Below are 15902 nucleotides of genomic sequence, written 5' to 3' on the forward strand. Positions count from 1 at the left end.
CCGTTCATCGGAAGAACTGCCGGATACGCTGGCCCTTGCGTTCGATCTCGACCCGCCAGAACCCCGGATCGGTGCGGAGCATCTTTTCCATGACAGTCGTCGAAGCGACCGCCTCGCCGTTCAGCGAGACGACGATGTCCTGTGGCTGGAAGCCAAGACGACCGGCAGGCGAGCCGCGCGAGACGTCGGTGACGACGACGCCGCTCTTGTCTGTGGGCATGCGCAGTTCCGTGGCGAGTTTCGGTGACAGGTTGGCAATCCGAAGACCGGCGAAGGGATTGCGGCCTTCCAGCACCCGCTCGTCGCGCGGCGTGCTTTCCGGCGCGGAATTGAGTGCTAGGTGAAGGTCGCGCATGCCGTCGGGCGTCTGGACGCTCAATTTCGCTCCCTTGCCGAGGCCAGCCGTCGTCAGCCGGTAGCCGAGCGCATCGGGATGCTCGACTGGAATGCCATTGACGGCCGTCACGACCTCGCCGGGCTTCAATCCTGCCTTGTCGGCCGGACCGCCTTCGACGACACGCGAGACCAGAGCGCCGCGGGCGGCCTTCAAGCCGAGCGCTTCGGCGACGTCAGAGGTCACGGCATCGAAGGTCGCGCCGACATAGGGACGGTCGAAGACCGACTTGCCTTCGGAGGCAGCCGCCAGGAAGACCTTGACAAGATTTGCCGGAATGGCGAAGCCGATCCCGTTCGATCCGCCACCGCGCGAGAAGATCGCGGTGTTGATGCCGATCAGTTCGCCATTCATGTTCATCAGCGCGCCGCCGGAGTTACCGGGATTGATCGACGCGTCGGTCTGGATGAAGAAGCCGAAATCTCCCGACGACACCTGGTTGCGGGCAAGCGCCGACACGATGCCGCTGGTGACGGTCTGGCCGACACCAAACGGATTGCCGATCGCGAGCACCAGATCACCGACCTCTGTGCGGTCCGAATCGGCCAGCGGCAGGACCGGGAAATTTTCCTTTGCCTTAATCCGCAACACGGCCAGATCGACGCTCTCGTCCTTCAGGACGAGTTCGCAGGGAAACTCCCGGCCGTCCGCCAAGGCGATCTTGATATCATCAGCGCCTTCGATGACGTGATTGTTGGTAACGACAAGACCGTCGCCGGAGAGAATGACACCGGAACCGAGCGAAGACTGCTTTTCCGAACGGTTCGGCATGCGCTGGCCGAAGAACTGCTCGAAGAAGGGGTCGCCGGAAAACAGGTTCGGGCGCTGCACGACGCGCTCGGCATAGACGTTGACGACGGCACCGGAGGTTTGCTTGACCAGCGGCGAGAACGAAAGCTGCATTTCCTGCCGGCTTTGCGGCACCGTCTTCTGGTCCTGCGCATAGGCGCCAGCGGGGGCCAATGCCGCGAGCAGGACGACGCTGAGCGAGAGCTGCCTGAGATGCCGTTCGAACGGTCGCTTGAGCGTGCTGGACATGTGATTCCTCTTACAAATTGCTGGATGACGTTGTAGCGCCGCAAGCGGCAAAAGAAAGGTGCCCGGAACCCGATGACGCGTCCTTGCGACCGCGTATATGGGTATCTGGCACAGGCAGGGAAAGACGGTACCCGACAAAGCCCGCGGGCGGGTGTTGCTGCTTCCAGCTGATCCGCAAAAAGCATCGGCTTTTCAGCACGATCCTATCCTCCATCATCCTTGCTATCTCGCGCATGTGCATCATGTTTGTCCTTGGGAGTTTACGATGCCGTTTGGGATCGGCTCCAGAGACTGCACACAGGAGCGTTCCAGCATGAAAACCATATTCGCGGCCACCGGCGTGGCTGCACTTGTCCTGAGCGCCGGCCTTTCCCTTGCCCCTCGCCCGGCAGCGGCGGCGAGCTTCGATTGCGAGAAGACCGATCTGGTCGCCGACGAGAAGGTGATCTGCGACACACGCACGCTGAACGATGCCGATGTGAAGATGGTCACCACATTCGACATCCTGACCAGCCTGCTCGCCATGGGCAATCGCGACCAGCTGCGCCAGGAACAAAGCGACTGGTTGAAGAAGCGTCGGGCTTGCGAGGCAGACGTCCAATGCCTGACGACGGCCTATGCGGAGCGGATGAAGCAGTTGCAGGAAGCGTTTAGCGGACTGAGCAAAGAGCCGCTTTAGTCCTTAAGCGACGTTCACTGGAAACGATAAAAGACAAAGGCCTCGGTGTTGTGCACCGAGGCCTTTGTCTTTGAGATCTCTGTCTGCGGGGTTGGTTCGACCAGAGACTTACTCAGGCAGAATCCGGACCGCGCCCTTGTCCGCACTCGACGCAAATGCCGCATAGGCCTTGAGAGCCGTCGTGACGTTGCGCTTGCGGGGTGCTGACGGCTTCCAGCCGAGTGCGTCCTGCTCGTGGCGACGCGCCGAGAGTTCAGCGTCCGACACCGCCAGATGGATTGTCCGGTTCGGAATATCGATCTCGATCATATCGCCCTGGCGGACAAGTCCGATCGCGCCACCCTGGGCTGCTTCCGGGGAAGCGTGACCGATGGAAAGGCCGGATGTACCGCCGGAGAAGCGACCGTCGGTGATCAGCGCGCAGGCCTTGCCGAGGCCCTTCGACTTCAGATAGCTGGTCGGATAGAGCATTTCCTGCATGCCCGGTCCGCCCTTTGGACCTTCGTAGCGGATGACGACGACATCGCCGGCCTTCACCTCGTTGCTGAGGATCGCCTTGACGGACGCATCCTGGCTTTCGAAGACGACAGCGGGACCGCTGAACTTCAGGATCGACTCATCGACGCCCGCGGTCTTCACGATGCAGCCGTCGGCCGCGATATTGCCGTAGAGAACCGCCAGGCCGCCATCCTTGGAGAAGGGATTTTCAACCGAGCGGATGATGCCCGTGTCGCTATCCGTATCGAGCTCGTCCCAACGCGAAGACTGGCTGAAGGCAACCTGAGTGGGAACGCCTCCGGGTGCTGCCTTGAAGAAATCGCGGACGCTCTCGGAATTGGTGCGAGTGATGTCCCAGCGGTCGATCGCATCGCCGAGCGTTGCTTCGTGAACCGTGTAGCAGTCCCGGTTGATCAGACCGCCGCGTTCGAGTTCGCCCAGGATACGCATGATGCCGCCGGCGCGGTGAACGTCTTCCATGTGGACATCGCTCTTGGCAGGCGCGACCTTGGACAGGCACGGCACCTTGCGCGACAGCTTATCGATGTCCTCCATGCCAAAATCGACGCCGCCTTCATAGGCAGCCGCCAGGATATGGAGAACCGTATTGGTCGAGCCGCCCATGGCGATATCGAGCGACATGGCGTTTTCGAAAGCCTGCTTGGTGGCGATATTGCGCGGCAGGACCCGTTCGTCATCCTGCTCGTAGTAGCGGCGGGCGATATCGACGATCAGGTGACCGGCTTCGACGAACAGGCGGCGGCGGTCCGAATGGGTGGCGAGTGTCGAGCCATTACCGGGCAGCGACAGGCCAAGCGCCTCGGTCAGGCAATTCATCGAGTTTGCGGTGAACATGCCGGAGCACGAGCCGCAGGTCGGACAGGCGGCCTTTTCGATGGCGGTGACGTCTTCGTCCGACATCTTGTCGTCAGCGGCTGCCACCATGGCATCGACGAGGTCGAGCGCAACGGTCTTGCCGTGCAGGACGACCTTGCCGGCCTCCATGGGGCCACCTGAGACGAAGACGGCCGGGATGTTCAGGCGCATGGCGGCATTCAGCATGCCGGGCGTGATCTTGTCGCAGTTGGAGATGCAGACCATGGCGTCGGCGCAGTGGGCGTTGACCATGTACTCGACCGAATTGGCGATGATCTCGCGCGATGGCAGCGAGTACAGCATGCCGTCGTGGCCCATGGCGATGCCGTCATCGACGGCGATCGTGTTGAACTCCTTGGCGACGCCGCCGGCGGCTTCGATTTCGCGGGCAACCAGCTGGCCGAGATCCTTGAGGTGGACATGGCCCGGCACGAACTGGGTGAACGAATTGACCACGGCGATGATCGGCTTGCCGAAATCGCCGTCCTTCATGCCGGTGGCGCGCCAGAGGCCGCGCGCGCCAGCCATGTTGCGGCCGTGGGTCGTGGTTCTTGAACGATAGACAGGCATGATGTTTCCTCGATCGCGTTCAGCCGTTGCTATTTACCGCGTTGGATCACGCGGCGCAAAGGACCTTGTTTTCTCCGTCCTACTGCAGGCTAAAGCCAGTGTCACTACCAATGGGGCGAAAAACAGTACGGTACGGTACGGTTCTCACCAGCGCGGTAAAAATCTGCCCAGCGATGTAGGCGAGGCCGAAGTTTCATAGCGGTTCTGCTTCGGCGTGGCGCTTGAGGAGTGAGGCAACGTCACCGTCCCTCACCCTCTTCTCGTGTCCGCTATCGCTTTGCGCGGAGGTCGTCCGCCGTCACACCGAAATGGTCGAGAACGATGTTGAGGTTGCGGCGGTGCGACTTGAAGAAGACGTCGAACAGATCACCGGCCAGCGGCACGCTGCCGACGACAGAATTGACCGCAAGGTTGCCGATCATCTTTGCAAGCTTGTCGTTCGGCACACCCATGCGGCGGGCCTCGTTGACGATATAGAGGCCAATCAATGCGCCCCCGGCATCGCCCACGAGCGGAACAAGGCCCATGATGGAATCGGCACCAAACCGAAACCGGGTGCCGGGAATACCGATCGCCGTATCCATCATACGGGCGACGCCGTGGATACGCCGCAAACGCCGCAGTCGATCGATCCGGCCCGCATCGGTTTCCGTGAAGCGTTCGCTGGCAGCATCCCAGGTTTTCGTCGCCATACTCACTATCCTTGATTAATGTCAAAGCTGAAATGAGCATGCGATTTCCCGGTTCAAGGCTTAGCGTATGTTTCAACGCTAATTCTTTCACGCAAACGTGGTTTAATGCCTTTCCTTCGGCTCTGTGAAACCAAACCTGTCGGCGGTACGTATAAGCAGAGGATAGGCTTTTGCCTGAAGGAGATCCGCAATGCCCGCATTTCGCCCACCCCACATTTCGCCGACTGAGATCACGCCGCGCGACATCTATCTGTCGCGTCGAAATTTCGTGGGCACCGTCGCCGCGGGCGCCGGCCTTTCTGTCCTTGGAGGTACGGGCGCACTCGCTGCAGCCCTCAGTGCAGCGCCCGGCCCCTACAAGCTTGACGAAAAGCTGACGCCCAAAGAGGCGGTGACCACGTACAACAATTTCTACGAATTCGGCGTCGGCAAGGAAGATCCCTCGCAGAATTCCAGCGCGTTCAAACCGACACCCTGGACCGTCAAGGTCGAGGGCATGGTGGGCAAGCCGAAGGAATTCGGTCTCGACGAGATCCTCAAGATGAAGCTCGAGGAGCGGACATACCGCATGCGCTGCGTCGAGGGCTGGTCGATGGTGATCCCGTGGATCGGTTTCCCCCTGGCGGCGATCCTCGACCAGGTCGAGCCGCTTGGCAGCGCGAAATACGTGGCGTTCGAGACGGTCGTGCGTCCCGAGGAAATGCCCGGCCAAGGCGGTCTCTTCCAGGCTCTACCCTGGCCTTACGTCGAGGGCCTGCGCCTCGATGAAGCGCGCCATCCGCTGACCATTCTTGCCGTCGGTCTCTACGGCGAAACGCTGCCCAACCAGAACGGCGCGCCGATCCGGCTCGTGGTGCCGTGGAAATACGGTTTCAAAGGCATCAAGTCGATCGTCAAGATCAAGCTGGTCGAAGAGCAGCCACAGACCACTTGGAAGAATTCAAACGCCCGGGAATACGGTTTCTATTCCAACGTCAATCCGGCCGTCGACCATCCGCGCTGGAGTCAGGCGACCGAACAGCGAATCGGCGAAGGCGGCTTCTTCGGAACCAAGCGCGTCGATACCCTGCCCTTCAACGGCTATGCGAACGAAGTAGCGAGCCTCTATACCGGCATGGACCTGAAAGCGAACTACTGACCATGCTCTCGATCCCAGCCCTGCCCCGCCGATACCATGCCGCCAGCATCTGGGCACTTTACGTCGTGGGGCTTTGTCCCGCGGCCTGGTACTTCTATCAGGCCGCGACGGGCGGGCTGGGTTTCAATCCCGTCAAGACATTCGAGCACCTGATCGGCATCTGGGCGTTGCGTTTCATCATCCTGACGCTCGCCGTCACGCCCCTTCGCGATATTCTCGGGATCAACTGGATCCGCTATCGCCGTGCGCTAGGGCTGCTCGCCTTCTATTACGTCGTGTTCCATTTCAGCGTCTATCTTCTGCTCGATCTGCAGCTGAACTTTGGCGCTGTTGGCAGCGATATCGTGCGGCGCCCCTATATCACGATCGGCTTTGCCTGCCTGCTGCTGCTGATCCCGCTTGCGGTGACATCCAACAACTGGTCGATCCGCAAGCTCGGACAGACCTGGGTGAAAATGCACAAGCTGATTTATCTCGTGGCACTGGGCGGCGCGCTCCACTATGTGCTCGCGGTGAAATCGGTGACGCTGGTTCCGTTTATCCATATCGCAGCGATCGGGCTGCTCCTCGCCTACCGGCCGCTCAGAAAACCGTTCCTCAACTGGAAGCGCGGCAAGAGCCGCCCGGCTCGGCCCGCGCCTACGACATAGTGGGCGGCGTCAACGCATGGCAGGTATGGCGCAGGCCTCGCCGCCGCCGAACAGCCGAGAACGGGTGAGGAAGCGCTTTTCACGCCCATTGTCGAGCGAGAACATGCCGCCCCTTCCGGGCACGACATCGATGATCAGTTGTGTGTGCTTCCAGGCCTCGAACTGGCTGCCGCTGATATAGACCGGCACGCCGCCGATTTCGCCGAGCTTCACGTCGTGGTCGGCAAGCATGAAATCGCCCTTCGGATAGCACATGGGTGACGACCCGTCGCAGCAGCCGCCGGATTGGTGGAACAGGATGTCTGGGTGGTCCGCCTGGATCTCGGCAATGAGGTTCAGCGCGGAATCCGTGGCCGTGACGCGCGGTTCGCCGTTGATTGTCGCATCCATCATGTCATTCCTGTTCGCATCGAGACATTGAAAGGCTCCCGACCCTGCAGCCGGGAGCCCACGCTTCGGTTGAGATCGATCAGAAGAACCCGAGCTTCTTCGGGCTGTAGCTCACCAGCATGTTCTTGGTCTGCTGGTAGTGGTCGAGCATCATCTTGTGGTTTTCGCGACCAATCCCGGACTGCTTGTACCCGCCAAATGCCGCATGCGCGGGATAGGCGTGATAGCAATTGGTCCACACGCGGCCGGCCTGGATCTCCCGGCCGAAGCGATAGGCGCGGTTGCCGTCGCGGGTCCACACGCCGGCGCCGAGCCCGTACAGCGTATCGTTGGCGATCTCCAGCGCCTGCTTTTCGTCCTTGAAGGTCGTTACCGACACTACCGGTCCGAAGATCTCCTCCTGAAAGATCCGCATCTTGTTGTGGCCCTTGAAGATCGTCGGCTTGATGTAGTAGCCGTTCGCCAATTCCCCGCCGAGATCGTTCTTGACGCCGCCAGTCAGCACTTCCGCGCCTTCCTGCTTGCCGATGTCGAGATAGGACAGGATCTTTTCCATCTGCTCCGAGGATGCCTGCGCGCCAATCATGGTCGAGCTATCGAGCGGGTTGCCCTGCGTGATGGCTTCGACGCGTTTGACCGCCCGCTCCATGAAACGATCGTAAACCGATTCCTGGATCAGTGCGCGGCTGGGGCAGGTGCAGACTTCGCCCTGGTTCAGCGCGAACATCGCAAAGCCTTCCAGCGCCTTGTCGAGGAAATCGTCGTCTTCACTCATCACATCGGCGAAGAAGATGTTCGGCGACTTGCCGCCAAGTTCGAGCGTGACAGGGATAAGGTTTTGGCTGGCATATTGCATGATCAGCCGGCCTGTCGTGGTCTCTCCTGTAAAGGCGATCTTGGCAATCCGGTTGCTGGTCGCAAGAGGTTTTCCGGCTTCGAGGCCGAAACCATTGACGATATTCAGCACGCCGGGTGGCAGGAGGTCACCGACGAGTTCCGCCCAGACCAGAAGCGAGGCCGGCGTCTGCTCGGCCGGCTTGATGACAACGCAGTTGCCGGCGGCAAGCGCCGGTGCAAGCTTCCAGGCGGCCATCAGAATCGGGAAATTCCACGGAATGATCTGGCCGACAACGCCAAGCGGTTCGTGGAAGTGATAGGCGACCGTATCGTGGTCGATTTCACTGATCGAACCTTCCTGGGCACGGATGCAGGATGCGAAATAGCGGAAGTGATCGATGGCGAGCGGGATGTCGGCTGCCATTGTCTCGCGGATCGGCTTGCCGTTGTCCCAGGTTTCGGCCTGCGCCAGAACTTCCAGCTTGTCTTCCATCCGCTGGGCGATCTTCATCAGGATGTTCGAGCGGTCAGCCGGCGCCATGCGGCCCCATTTTTCCTTGGCGGCGTGGGCAGCGTCTAGCGCCGCATTGACATCCTTTTCGTCAGACCGCGGGATCTCGCAGATCTTGCCGCCGGTGATCGGCGTGACGTTGTCGAAATACTTGCCGCTGATCGGTTCTTTCCACTCACCGCCGATATAGTTGCCGTATTTGAGCTTGAACGGTGACTCAACGATTTTCTGGTGCAGCATGTCATCCTCCCATGATGAACAGGTTCAAAGCGAACCCGATGGTACAGAATCTGCGCTTCTGGCGTGGTGAAAACAGGCCTAACCCGCGATACCGCGACGCACTCTGTCGCAAGTCTGCGACAAAACTCCCCGTCATTGAATGCCAAATCGCTTCATCTTGCGATGCAGGGTGGAACGGCTGACGCCGAGCACCTGCGCTGCCAGCGAGACGTTGCCGTGGACACGAGACAACGCCCGAAGAAGCGCCGAGCGCTCGGCATCGCCCAGGAGTTCTCGCGCATCCCGGCTCGACTCGTGAAGCAGATCGGAGGCCGGGATCCCTTCCGCAATCCGATCGTCGTCCAGACGCAGCGCCGATCGCGCAGCCCGCGTGGCACCGATCACAAGGTCGTCGCGATCTACAGCCAGGAGCGCCATTGGAGATCCCGTCTCACTCGGCACCATCACGAAGCGGGCACCTTGAAACGCGTTTCGGAACAGGTTCAGCTCGATCCGGGATGCCGCCTCACGCACCGTCTGCGACAGGATGGCGATCGTGCCTTCGTTTGCGTCACTTCGGCACGTCGAGACATCGAGCGCGCCGGCCAGAACTCCACGGTGATCACGAATGGGCGCAGTCGTGCAGCTCAGATCGATATTGGATGCAAAGAAGTGCTGGTCGCGGATGATCGATATCGGCCGGTCGTCGGCGATTGCGGTGCCGATCCCGTTGGTCCCGATACTCTCCTCGGTCCAGACCGAGCCGGTCCAGAGGCCCAGCGCACGAAAATCCTTGTCGTCGCCCGCTGCGCCGCGACGGTCAAGCGCGATACCTTTGCTGTCGGTCATCAGGATGCAGCAGCCGGCGCGACCGACGACCATGAACAGCCGATCGAGCTCGTCCCTCGCCTGCCCGATAAGACGCTCCGACTGTTTTCGGGCGACGTCAAGTTCCTGCTCTGTCACCCGCTCCGGCATCCGCCGGTCCTCTGGCGCCAAGTGATGCATGGTCATGCAGCGGCGCCAGGACGCGACTACAGCTGAACTCGCGACAGGGGAATTGGCCGACGCGTAGACTTGGTCGGCATGGGAAACAGGGTCATGCATCGGGCTCCTCCCACCAAATGCGTCACGGCTCGATTGTCGCTAAAAAAACGGGATGTGGCAACAGCGATATAGGGAGCTTCAGTCATTCGGCAGGCCGGTCAGCCTGCCATCCCCCGGACTTGACAGTCACAGTCACCGCAGGCTTCAGTCCGTGCAGCGGAGATGTTTTGATGACACCAGAATCGACTGTGGACGGCGGACGACTATCCCTGCTGGATGTCTATCTTTGCAACCAGCGGCCGTTTGGAGAAATCCACGGTATCACGCGTTTCGTCATCGAGTTTCTCTACTTCGGCATCAAGGAAGCGCGGGCCTGCCTGTTCGCCGGCCTGTTTTTTGTGTCGATCTTCATCGTTCCGCGAACGGGCGTGCTCGGCATCCCGCGCTACGACGTTCTGCTGATCATCGCGCTGGCAATCCAGTCCGTTATGATCTGGAGCAAGCTGGAAACCTGGGATGAGGCAAAAGCGATCGGTCTTTTCCACGTGGTCGGCTTTGCGCTCGAGGTGTTCAAGACCTCCGGCAGCATCCAGTCATGGTCCTACCCTGACTTCGCCTACGCGAAAGTGCTGGGCGTGCCGCTGTTTTCCGGCTTCATGTATGCCGCCGTGGGGAGCTACATCATCCAGGCCTGGCGGCTTTTCGATCTGCGGATCCACCACCATCCAGCTACTGGATGGCCGGCCTGATCGCGATTGCAATCTACGCGAATTTCTTCACCCACCATTTCATCGGCGACTATCGCTGGTATATCGCTGCCTGCGCGCTCGGCCTTTACGCCCGCACCACCGTCACCTACCGGCCCTACGATCGCGAAAGACGGATGCCGCTTCTCATCGCGTTCGTGCTGATCGGCTTCTTCATCTGGCTGGCGGAGAATATCTCGACCTTTTTCGGGATCTGGCAATATCCGAACCAGATCGGGGCGTGGTCGGTCGTCCATCTTGGCAAATGGAGTTCGTGGTCATTGCTGGTGGTGATGACTTTCACGATCGTCGCCAACCTCAAGCATATCAAACGGAAGATCTACGTCCCCGTCTGAGCCTCCACGCATCGACAGTTGCGGCACTGCCGATACCGACGGCGTAAGCTGCGATATTCCACAGGGAAAACACGCGTCCGAGCAACAACTTGCCGGCGACAGTCAGTCGAAACGCGTCCATTGCAGGCGTGCGGTAGAGCCTTGAGAGTTCGACGCAGAGGGCGATGAGGAATGCTCCGAAGGCGAGCCTGGCGATGTTCGAAGATCCGGTAAGGGCAGCCAATGCCAGGAACACCATCGCACCCCAGAGAACTGACCCACCGTATTTCACGACGACGAATGACATCCCGAGATCGTAGCCGAAGCGTCGGAGCAGAAGGCCCGCGGCAATCACAAGCAGCGTCGCCAGACAGCGTTGAACGCGGGTAGATCGTGGCGCAATCAAGCTCGAGCCTGCTCCCCTTCTTTTCCCAAAGAAAAAGGCCGGGCGTTGCCGCCCGGCCTTTTCGAAAAGTGCGATCCTGGATCGAATTATGCGGCTTCGGCAGTTTCTGCTTCAGCAGCAACGCGAGCCTTGTCGGCTGCGCCCTTGGCATCGACGTCGCGCTCGACGAATTCGATGACTGCCATCGGAGCGTTGTCGCCCTGACGATAGCCGGCCTTCATGATGCGCAGGTAGCCGCCGTTGCGGGTTGCGTAACGCGAAGCGATGGCATCGAACAGCTTGCGAACAGCGTCCTGATCCTGGATCTGCGAGATCGCCTGACGACGAGCGTGCAGGTCGCCGCGCTTGCCGAGGGTGACGAGCTTTTCGACGATCGGGCGAATTTCCTTCGCCTTCGGCAGGGTTGTTACAATCTGCTCATGGGTGATGAGCGAAGCCGCCATGTTGGCAAACATGGCCTTGCGGTGGCTTGCGGTGCGGTTGAGCTTACGGCCCGAATTTCCGTGACGCATGGTGTGTCTCCTTCACTTGCAGGCATTCGCCTGCAGTCTGATCCTGTTAGTATTGGTCTTCGTAACGCTTGGCGAGATCTTCGATGTTTTCCGGCGGCCATGCAGGAACTTCCATACCAAGATGGAGGCCCATGGATGCCAGAACTTCCTTGATCTCGTTCAGCGACTTGCGACCGAAATTCGGAGTGCGGAGCATCTCGGCTTCGGTCTTCTGGATGAGGTCGCCGATATAGACGATGTTGTCGTTCTTCAGGCAGTTGGCCGAACGGACGGAAAGTTCCAGTTCGTCGACTTTCTTGAGGAGTGCCGGGTTGAACGCGAGTTCAGTGACGGCTTCCTCTTCTGCTTCCTTCTGCGGCTCGTCGAAGTTGACGAAGACCGACAGCTGGTCCTGAAGGATACGAGCGGCGAAGGCTACGGCGTCTTCACCCGAGACCGAACCATCGGTTTCGATGGTCATGGTCAGCTTGTCATAGTCGAGAACCTGGCCTTCACGGGTGTTTTCCACCTTGTAGGACACTTTCTTGACCGGGGAATACAGGCTGTCGACCGGGATGAGACCGATCGGAGCGTCTTCCGCACGGTTACGATCGGCAGGAACGTAGCCCTTGCCGTTGTTGACCGTGAATTCCATACGGATCTCAGCACCCTCGTCGAGCGTGCAGATCACGTGGTCGGGGTTGAGGATCTCGATATCGCCAACCGTCTGGATGTCTCCAGCGGTAACCGAACCCGGACCCTGCTTGCGCACGACCATGCGCTTGGAATCGTCACCATCCATCTTGATGGCGATTTCCTTGATGTTCAGCACGATGTCCGTCACATCTTCCCGAACGCCGGGGATGGAGGAGAATTCGTGCAGAACGCCGTCAATCTGCACTGCGGTAACAGCAGCACCGCGCAGCGACGACAGAAGTACGCGACGAAGCGCGTTGCCGAGCGTCAGGCCGAAGCCGCGCTCGAGAGGCTCAGCAACAAGCGTTGCCTTTGTACGGCCGGAAGAGGAAAACTCCACCTTGTTCGGCTTAATCAGTTCCTGCCAGTTCTTCTGGATCATGACCTACTACCTTCCGTTCGTTACCACCATCCAATCGTGGTAACCGAGCACGAGGAACACCGGAAATACCCTTCCGGCTATACGGTGAAAGCCGCCTCGACTCTTTCAGGAGACGGAGCGGCTATTACCGGGTTCAGATGAAGATCGCTGCGAAGCGAGCTCCAAAAACGTCCATTAGACGCGGCGCTTCTTGCGCGGGCGGCAACCGTTGTGCGGGATCGGGGTCACGTCGCGGATCGAGGTGATCATGAAGCCGGCAGCCTGCAGAGCGCGCAGAGCCGATTCGCGACCGGAACCCGGACCGCAGACTTCGACTTCGAGCGACTTCATGCCGTGCTCCTGAGCCTTCTTGGCGCAGTCTTCGGCAGCGATCTGAGCTGCGAACGGGGTCGACTTGCGCGAACCCTTAAAGCCCTTGGCACCAGCAGACGACCAGGCAATTGCATTGCCCTGTGCGTCGGTGATGGTGATCATCGTGTTGTTGAACGTCGAATTGACGTGGGCAACGCCCGACGTAATATTTTTGCGTTCGCGGCGGCGTACGCGTGTGGCTTCCTTGGCCATGGTATTCCTTTCGTTGATCTCTGCACCGCCGTAATGCCAGCGGCTCCACCTCAGATCGAACAGTCACGAAAAAGCGGACAGGAGCCCTGCCCGCTTTGCGACTATCGATCCAAAATTACTTCTTCTTACCAGCAATCGCCTTTGCCGGACCCTTGCGGGTGCGGGCATTGGTGTGCGTGCGCTGACCGCGGACCGGAAGGCCACGACGGTGACGCAGGCCGCGATAGCAGCCGAGGTCCATGAGGCGCTTGATGTTCATCGCGGTTTCGCGACGAAGATCACCTTCGACGCGATAATCGCGGTCGATGGTTTCGCGGATCTGCAGGACTTCAGAGTCGGTCAGCTGATGGACGCGCTTTTCAGCGGCAAGACCAACCTTCTCCATAATTTCCTGTGCGAATTTCGGGCCGATCCCGTGAATGTAGGTCAGCGCGATGACAACGCGCTTCGCAGTCGGGATGTTGACGCCAGCGATACGTGCCACGTCTATTCTCCTTGCGTTCCGGTTGCCATCCGGCAAGCGGTACTTCTTCCATGAAAGCGACCTTTGGATACGGTCGCCAGTTCAAACTTCATACGAGACAGGCAAAATGATCGCCCCGGATGTCCTTGCGGGAATCCGCGCCGATCGCTGTAAAACTGTCGCGAGTTGGCGCGGTGTGTAGCGGAATCAGTGCTTGAATGCAACTGCTCCACCCCAAGATTCTTTAACCCATCCAAGACAGTCTCAGAGACTGGCGAGGATCTTTTCGATATCGGCCGTGACAGTATCCATCTCGGCCATGCCATCGACAACCTTGAGCTTGCCTTTGGCATAGTAGTAACCAATGAGCGGCGAGGTTTCCTTGTAGTAAACCTCGAGACGCTTGGTCATGGTCTCGGCGTTGTCGTCCGGCCGACGCTTGAAGTGGGTCGAGCCACACTTGTCGCACGTGCCCTCCGACGAAGGCTTCTTATCCGAGTCGTGGTAGACCGTCCCGCACTGGGCGCAGGAATAGCGACCGGAGACGCGACGGACAAGCTCCTTATCGTCGACGCGAAGTTCAATCACCACGGAAAGATCGAGCCCCTTGGCAGACAGCATCGCCTCAGTGGCGTCCGCCTGCACGAGCGTGCGGGGAAAACCGTCAAGGATGAAACCGTTCGCGCAGTCAGGCGCGTCTATGCGCTCTGAGACGATCGCGTTGACGATCTCGTCAGAGACGAGATTGCCCGCATCCATGACTGCCTTGGCGCGCTTGCCGACTTCGGTCTCAGCTGCCACGGCTGCCCGCAGCATATCACCAGTGGAGAGCTGCGGAATGCCATGCTTCTCCACGATCCGCTGGGCTTGGGTCCCCTTGCCCGCGCCCGGCGGTCCTAAAAGAATCAGTCTCATCGTCCCCTCTTTCCACCGCGTAGTTTCGACTTCTTGATCAATCCCTCATACTGCTGCGCGATGAGGTGTCCCTGGATCTGCGCAACCGTATCAAGGGTTACACTGACCACGATCAAAAGCGAAGTACCACCAAGGGCTAACGGAACGCCCGTTCTGGCCACCAGGAATTCGGGAAGAATGCAGACCACGACGAGATAGATAGCGCCGACGACCGTGATTCGGGTCAGGACGTAATCGATATATTCCGCGGTACGCTCGCCGGGACGGATGCCGGGAATGAAGCCGCCGTGCTTCTTCAGGTTATCAGCCGTATCCTTCGGGTTGAAGACGATGGCCGTGTAGAAGAAGGCGAAGAACGCGATCAGCATGGCGTAGAACAGCATAAACAGCGGCTGGCCGTGGCCAAGAGCTGCAATGATCCCCGTCGCCCAGTCTGGCAGCTGTGAATTGCCGGCAAAGCCTGCAGCCGTTGCCGGCAGAAGCAGAAGCGAGGATGCAAAGATTGCCGGAATAACGCCCGCTGTATTGAGCTTCAGCGGAAGGTGCGAGGTATCGCCCTGGAACATGCGGTTGCCGACCTGACGCTTCGGATACTGGATCAGGAGCCGCCGCTGGGCGCGTTCAACAAACACGATCAGCGCAATGACGGCGATCGCGACGATGATAACGGTGAGAATCAGAGCCGTCGGCAGAGCGCCGGTACGACCGAGTTCCATTGTGTTGGCGAGCGCGCCAGGAAGGCCTGCGGCAATACCGGCAAAGATGATCAGCGAAATACCGTTGCCGATACCGCGCGAGGTGATCTGCTCACCAAGCCACATCAGGAACATCGTGCCGCCAAGCAGCGTGACGACCGTTGAGAGCGTGAAGAACCAGCCCGGGTTGGACACGATGCCCTGACCGCTCGAAAGGCCGGCAGCGATGCCGTAGGCCTGAAGCGCGCCGAGAATCACGGTGCCGTAGCGAGTGTACTGGTTGATGATTTTGCGACCCGCCTCGCCTTCCTTCTTCAGGTTCTCGAGCGACGGGACGACCGAAGTCATCAGCTGCACGATAATCGAAGCGGAAATGTAAGGCATGATGCCGAGGGCGAAGATCGCCATGCGCTCGACAGCACCGCCGGAGAACATGTTGAAGAGGCCGAGAATGCCACCCGACTGACCGCTAAAGGCCTGCGCATAGGCTTCAGGGTTGAGGCCTGGCAGCGGAATATGCGTGCCCAAGCGATAGACAAGAAGCGCTGCCAGCGTGAACCACAGGCGTTTCTTAAGATCTTCCGCCTTGGCGAAAGTTTTGAAATTCAGATTTGAGGCCAGTTGTTCAGCTGCAGAAGCCATGCAATTCTCCGCCCGACCCATCCCCCGG

At 59.7% G+C, this 15902-nt stretch carries 16 protein-coding genes and 1 pseudogene; 4 read left to right on the forward strand and 13 right to left on the reverse strand.

Translation table 11 applies throughout. The features are described 5' to 3' along the window. Nucleotides 1-4 precede the first annotated feature (4 nt). On the reverse strand, nt 5-1432 hold the full coding sequence (locus tag ACQY1J_RS13865) for a DegQ family serine endoprotease (RefSeq protein ID WP_430250139.1): 1428 nt from the start codon (nt 1430-1432) through the stop codon (nt 5-7). A 313-nt stretch (nt 1433-1745) separates the two neighbouring features. Here ACQY1J_RS13865 and ACQY1J_RS13870 point away from each other — a divergent pair, with 313 nt between their 5' ends. Further along, a complete protein-coding gene (locus ACQY1J_RS13870) occupies nt 1746-2111 on the forward strand; it encodes a lysozyme inhibitor LprI family protein (protein ID WP_062457681.1) in 366 nt (121 codons plus the stop codon). A 108-nt stretch (nt 2112-2219) separates the two neighbouring features. Here ACQY1J_RS13870 and ilvD read toward each other — a convergent pair whose 3' ends face one another. After that, complete coding sequence (gene ilvD / locus ACQY1J_RS13875; RefSeq protein WP_430250140.1) at nt 2220-4055, reverse strand: dihydroxy-acid dehydratase; 1836 nt, start codon at nt 4053-4055, stop codon at nt 2220-2222. Nucleotides 4056-4324: 269 nt separating this feature from the next. After that, a complete protein-coding gene (locus ACQY1J_RS13880; RefSeq protein ID WP_430250141.1) occupies nt 4325-4747 on the reverse strand; it encodes a DUF4112 domain-containing protein in 423 nt (140 codons plus the stop codon). 190 nt (nt 4748-4937) lie between these two features. Between ACQY1J_RS13880 and msrP the strand changes: the two genes are divergently transcribed. Both msrP and msrQ read left to right on the forward strand, forming a co-directional pair. After that, nucleotides 4938-5885 carry a protein-methionine-sulfoxide reductase catalytic subunit MsrP gene (gene msrP / locus ACQY1J_RS13885; RefSeq protein WP_430250142.1) on the forward strand — a complete coding sequence of 316 codons (948 nt, stop codon included), beginning with the start codon at nt 4938-4940 and terminating at the stop codon, nt 5883-5885. A 2-nt stretch (nt 5886-5887) separates the two neighbouring features. Beyond that, nucleotides 5888-6535, forward strand: coding sequence for a protein-methionine-sulfoxide reductase heme-binding subunit MsrQ (gene msrQ / locus ACQY1J_RS13890; protein ID WP_192086678.1), 648 nt, complete (start codon nt 5888-5890; stop codon nt 6533-6535). 9 nt (nt 6536-6544) lie between these two features. On the opposite strand, the gene ACQY1J_RS13895 is transcribed toward msrQ, so the two are convergent. From ACQY1J_RS13895 to ACQY1J_RS13905, 3 genes are all read right to left on the reverse strand, one after another. Continuing rightward, nucleotides 6545-6925 (reverse strand): DUF779 domain-containing protein, encoded by a 381-nt coding sequence (locus ACQY1J_RS13895; RefSeq protein ID WP_192086679.1) that lies wholly within the window; start codon nt 6923-6925, stop codon nt 6545-6547. Between the two features lie 79 nt (nt 6926-7004). Further along, nucleotides 7005-8513, reverse strand: coding sequence for an aldehyde dehydrogenase (gene adh, locus ACQY1J_RS13900; protein ID WP_430250143.1), 1509 nt, complete (start codon nt 8511-8513; stop codon nt 7005-7007). Nucleotides 8514-8645: 132 nt separating this feature from the next. Then, nucleotides 8646-9599, reverse strand: a complete 954-nt coding sequence (locus ACQY1J_RS13905; RefSeq protein ID WP_184655184.1) for a helix-turn-helix domain-containing protein — start codon at nt 9597-9599, stop codon at nt 8646-8648. Between the two features lie 170 nt (nt 9600-9769). Between ACQY1J_RS13905 and ACQY1J_RS13910 the strand changes: the two are divergent. After that, nucleotides 9770-10641: pseudogene (locus ACQY1J_RS13910) on the forward strand (DUF817 domain-containing protein). Here ACQY1J_RS13910 and ACQY1J_RS13915 read toward each other — a convergent pair. The 7 genes from ACQY1J_RS13915 to secY form a co-directional block, all read right to left on the reverse strand. Next, a complete protein-coding gene (locus tag ACQY1J_RS13915; RefSeq protein WP_325260936.1) occupies nt 10613-11026 on the reverse strand; it encodes a DUF2809 domain-containing protein in 414 nt (137 codons plus the stop codon). The pseudogene ACQY1J_RS13910 and the gene ACQY1J_RS13915 overlap by 29 nt on opposite strands. Before the next feature lie 86 nt (nt 11027-11112). Next, complete coding sequence (rplQ, locus tag ACQY1J_RS13920; RefSeq protein ID WP_062457711.1) at nt 11113-11538, reverse strand: 50S ribosomal protein L17; 426 nt, start codon at nt 11536-11538, stop codon at nt 11113-11115. 46 nt (nt 11539-11584) lie between these two features. Further along, nucleotides 11585-12595: a DNA-directed RNA polymerase subunit alpha gene (locus ACQY1J_RS13925; protein WP_062457714.1), complete on the reverse strand. Its 1011-nt coding sequence runs from the start codon at nt 12593-12595 to the stop codon at nt 11585-11587. A 174-nt stretch (nt 12596-12769) separates the two neighbouring features. Further along, entirely contained in the window at nt 12770-13159 is a 390-nt protein-coding gene (rpsK, locus tag ACQY1J_RS13930) for a 30S ribosomal protein S11 (protein WP_007766864.1), read from the reverse strand. A gap of 115 nt (nt 13160-13274) precedes the next feature. Continuing rightward, entirely contained in the window at nt 13275-13643 is a 369-nt protein-coding gene (rpsM, locus tag ACQY1J_RS13935) for a 30S ribosomal protein S13 (protein ID WP_062457717.1), read from the reverse strand. Nucleotides 13644-13886: 243 nt separating this feature from the next. Further along, nucleotides 13887-14537 carry an adenylate kinase gene (locus tag ACQY1J_RS13940; protein ID WP_062580269.1) on the reverse strand — a complete coding sequence of 217 codons (651 nt, stop codon included), beginning with the start codon at nt 14535-14537 and terminating at the stop codon, nt 13887-13889. After that, nucleotides 14534-15874, reverse strand: a complete 1341-nt coding sequence (gene secY / locus ACQY1J_RS13945) for a preprotein translocase subunit SecY (protein WP_062457722.1) — start codon at nt 15872-15874, stop codon at nt 14534-14536. The genes ACQY1J_RS13940 and secY overlap by 4 nt, the downstream gene beginning before the upstream one ends. Nucleotides 15875-15902 lie beyond the last annotated feature (28 nt).

Source organism: Neorhizobium sp. DAR64860/K0K1, assembly GCF_050500205.1.
Taxonomy (GTDB): Bacteria; Pseudomonadota; Alphaproteobacteria; order Rhizobiales; family Rhizobiaceae; genus Neorhizobium; species Neorhizobium soli.

Coding starts and splice junctions, on each gene's coding strand:
- ilvD (WP_430250140.1), bottom strand. CDS start 4,055: ATGCCTGTCTATCGTTCAAGAACCACGACCCACGGCCGCAACATGGCT.
- ACQY1J_RS13925 (WP_062457714.1), bottom strand. CDS start 12,595: ATGATCCAGAAGAACTGGCAGGAACTGATTAAGCCGAACAAGGTGGAG.
- msrP (WP_430250142.1), top strand. CDS start 4,938: ATGCCCGCATTTCGCCCACCCCACATTTCGCCGACTGAGATCACGCCG.
- rplQ (WP_062457711.1), bottom strand. CDS start 11,538: ATGCGTCACGGAAATTCGGGCCGTAAGCTCAACCGCACCGCAAGCCAC.
- adh (WP_430250143.1), bottom strand. CDS start 8,513: ATGCTGCACCAGAAAATCGTTGAGTCACCGTTCAAGCTCAAATACGGC.
- ACQY1J_RS13895 (WP_192086679.1), bottom strand. CDS start 6,925: ATGGATGCGACAATCAACGGCGAACCGCGCGTCACGGCCACGGATTCC.
- msrQ (WP_192086678.1), top strand. CDS start 5,888: ATGCTCTCGATCCCAGCCCTGCCCCGCCGATACCATGCCGCCAGCATC.
- rpsK (WP_007766864.1), bottom strand. CDS start 13,159: ATGGCCAAGGAAGCCACACGCGTACGCCGCCGCGAACGCAAAAATATT.
- ACQY1J_RS13905 (WP_184655184.1), bottom strand. CDS start 9,599: ATGCATGACCCTGTTTCCCATGCCGACCAAGTCTACGCGTCGGCCAAT.
- secY (WP_062457722.1), bottom strand. CDS start 15,874: ATGGCTTCTGCAGCTGAACAACTGGCCTCAAATCTGAATTTCAAAACT.
- ACQY1J_RS13870 (WP_062457681.1), top strand. CDS start 1,746: ATGAAAACCATATTCGCGGCCACCGGCGTGGCTGCACTTGTCCTGAGC.
- ACQY1J_RS13880 (WP_430250141.1), bottom strand. CDS start 4,747: ATGGCGACGAAAACCTGGGATGCTGCCAGCGAACGCTTCACGGAAACC.
- ACQY1J_RS13865 (WP_430250139.1), bottom strand. CDS start 1,432: ATGTCCAGCACGCTCAAGCGACCGTTCGAACGGCATCTCAGGCAGCTC.
- ACQY1J_RS13940 (WP_062580269.1), bottom strand. CDS start 14,537: ATGAGACTGATTCTTTTAGGACCGCCGGGCGCGGGCAAGGGGACCCAA.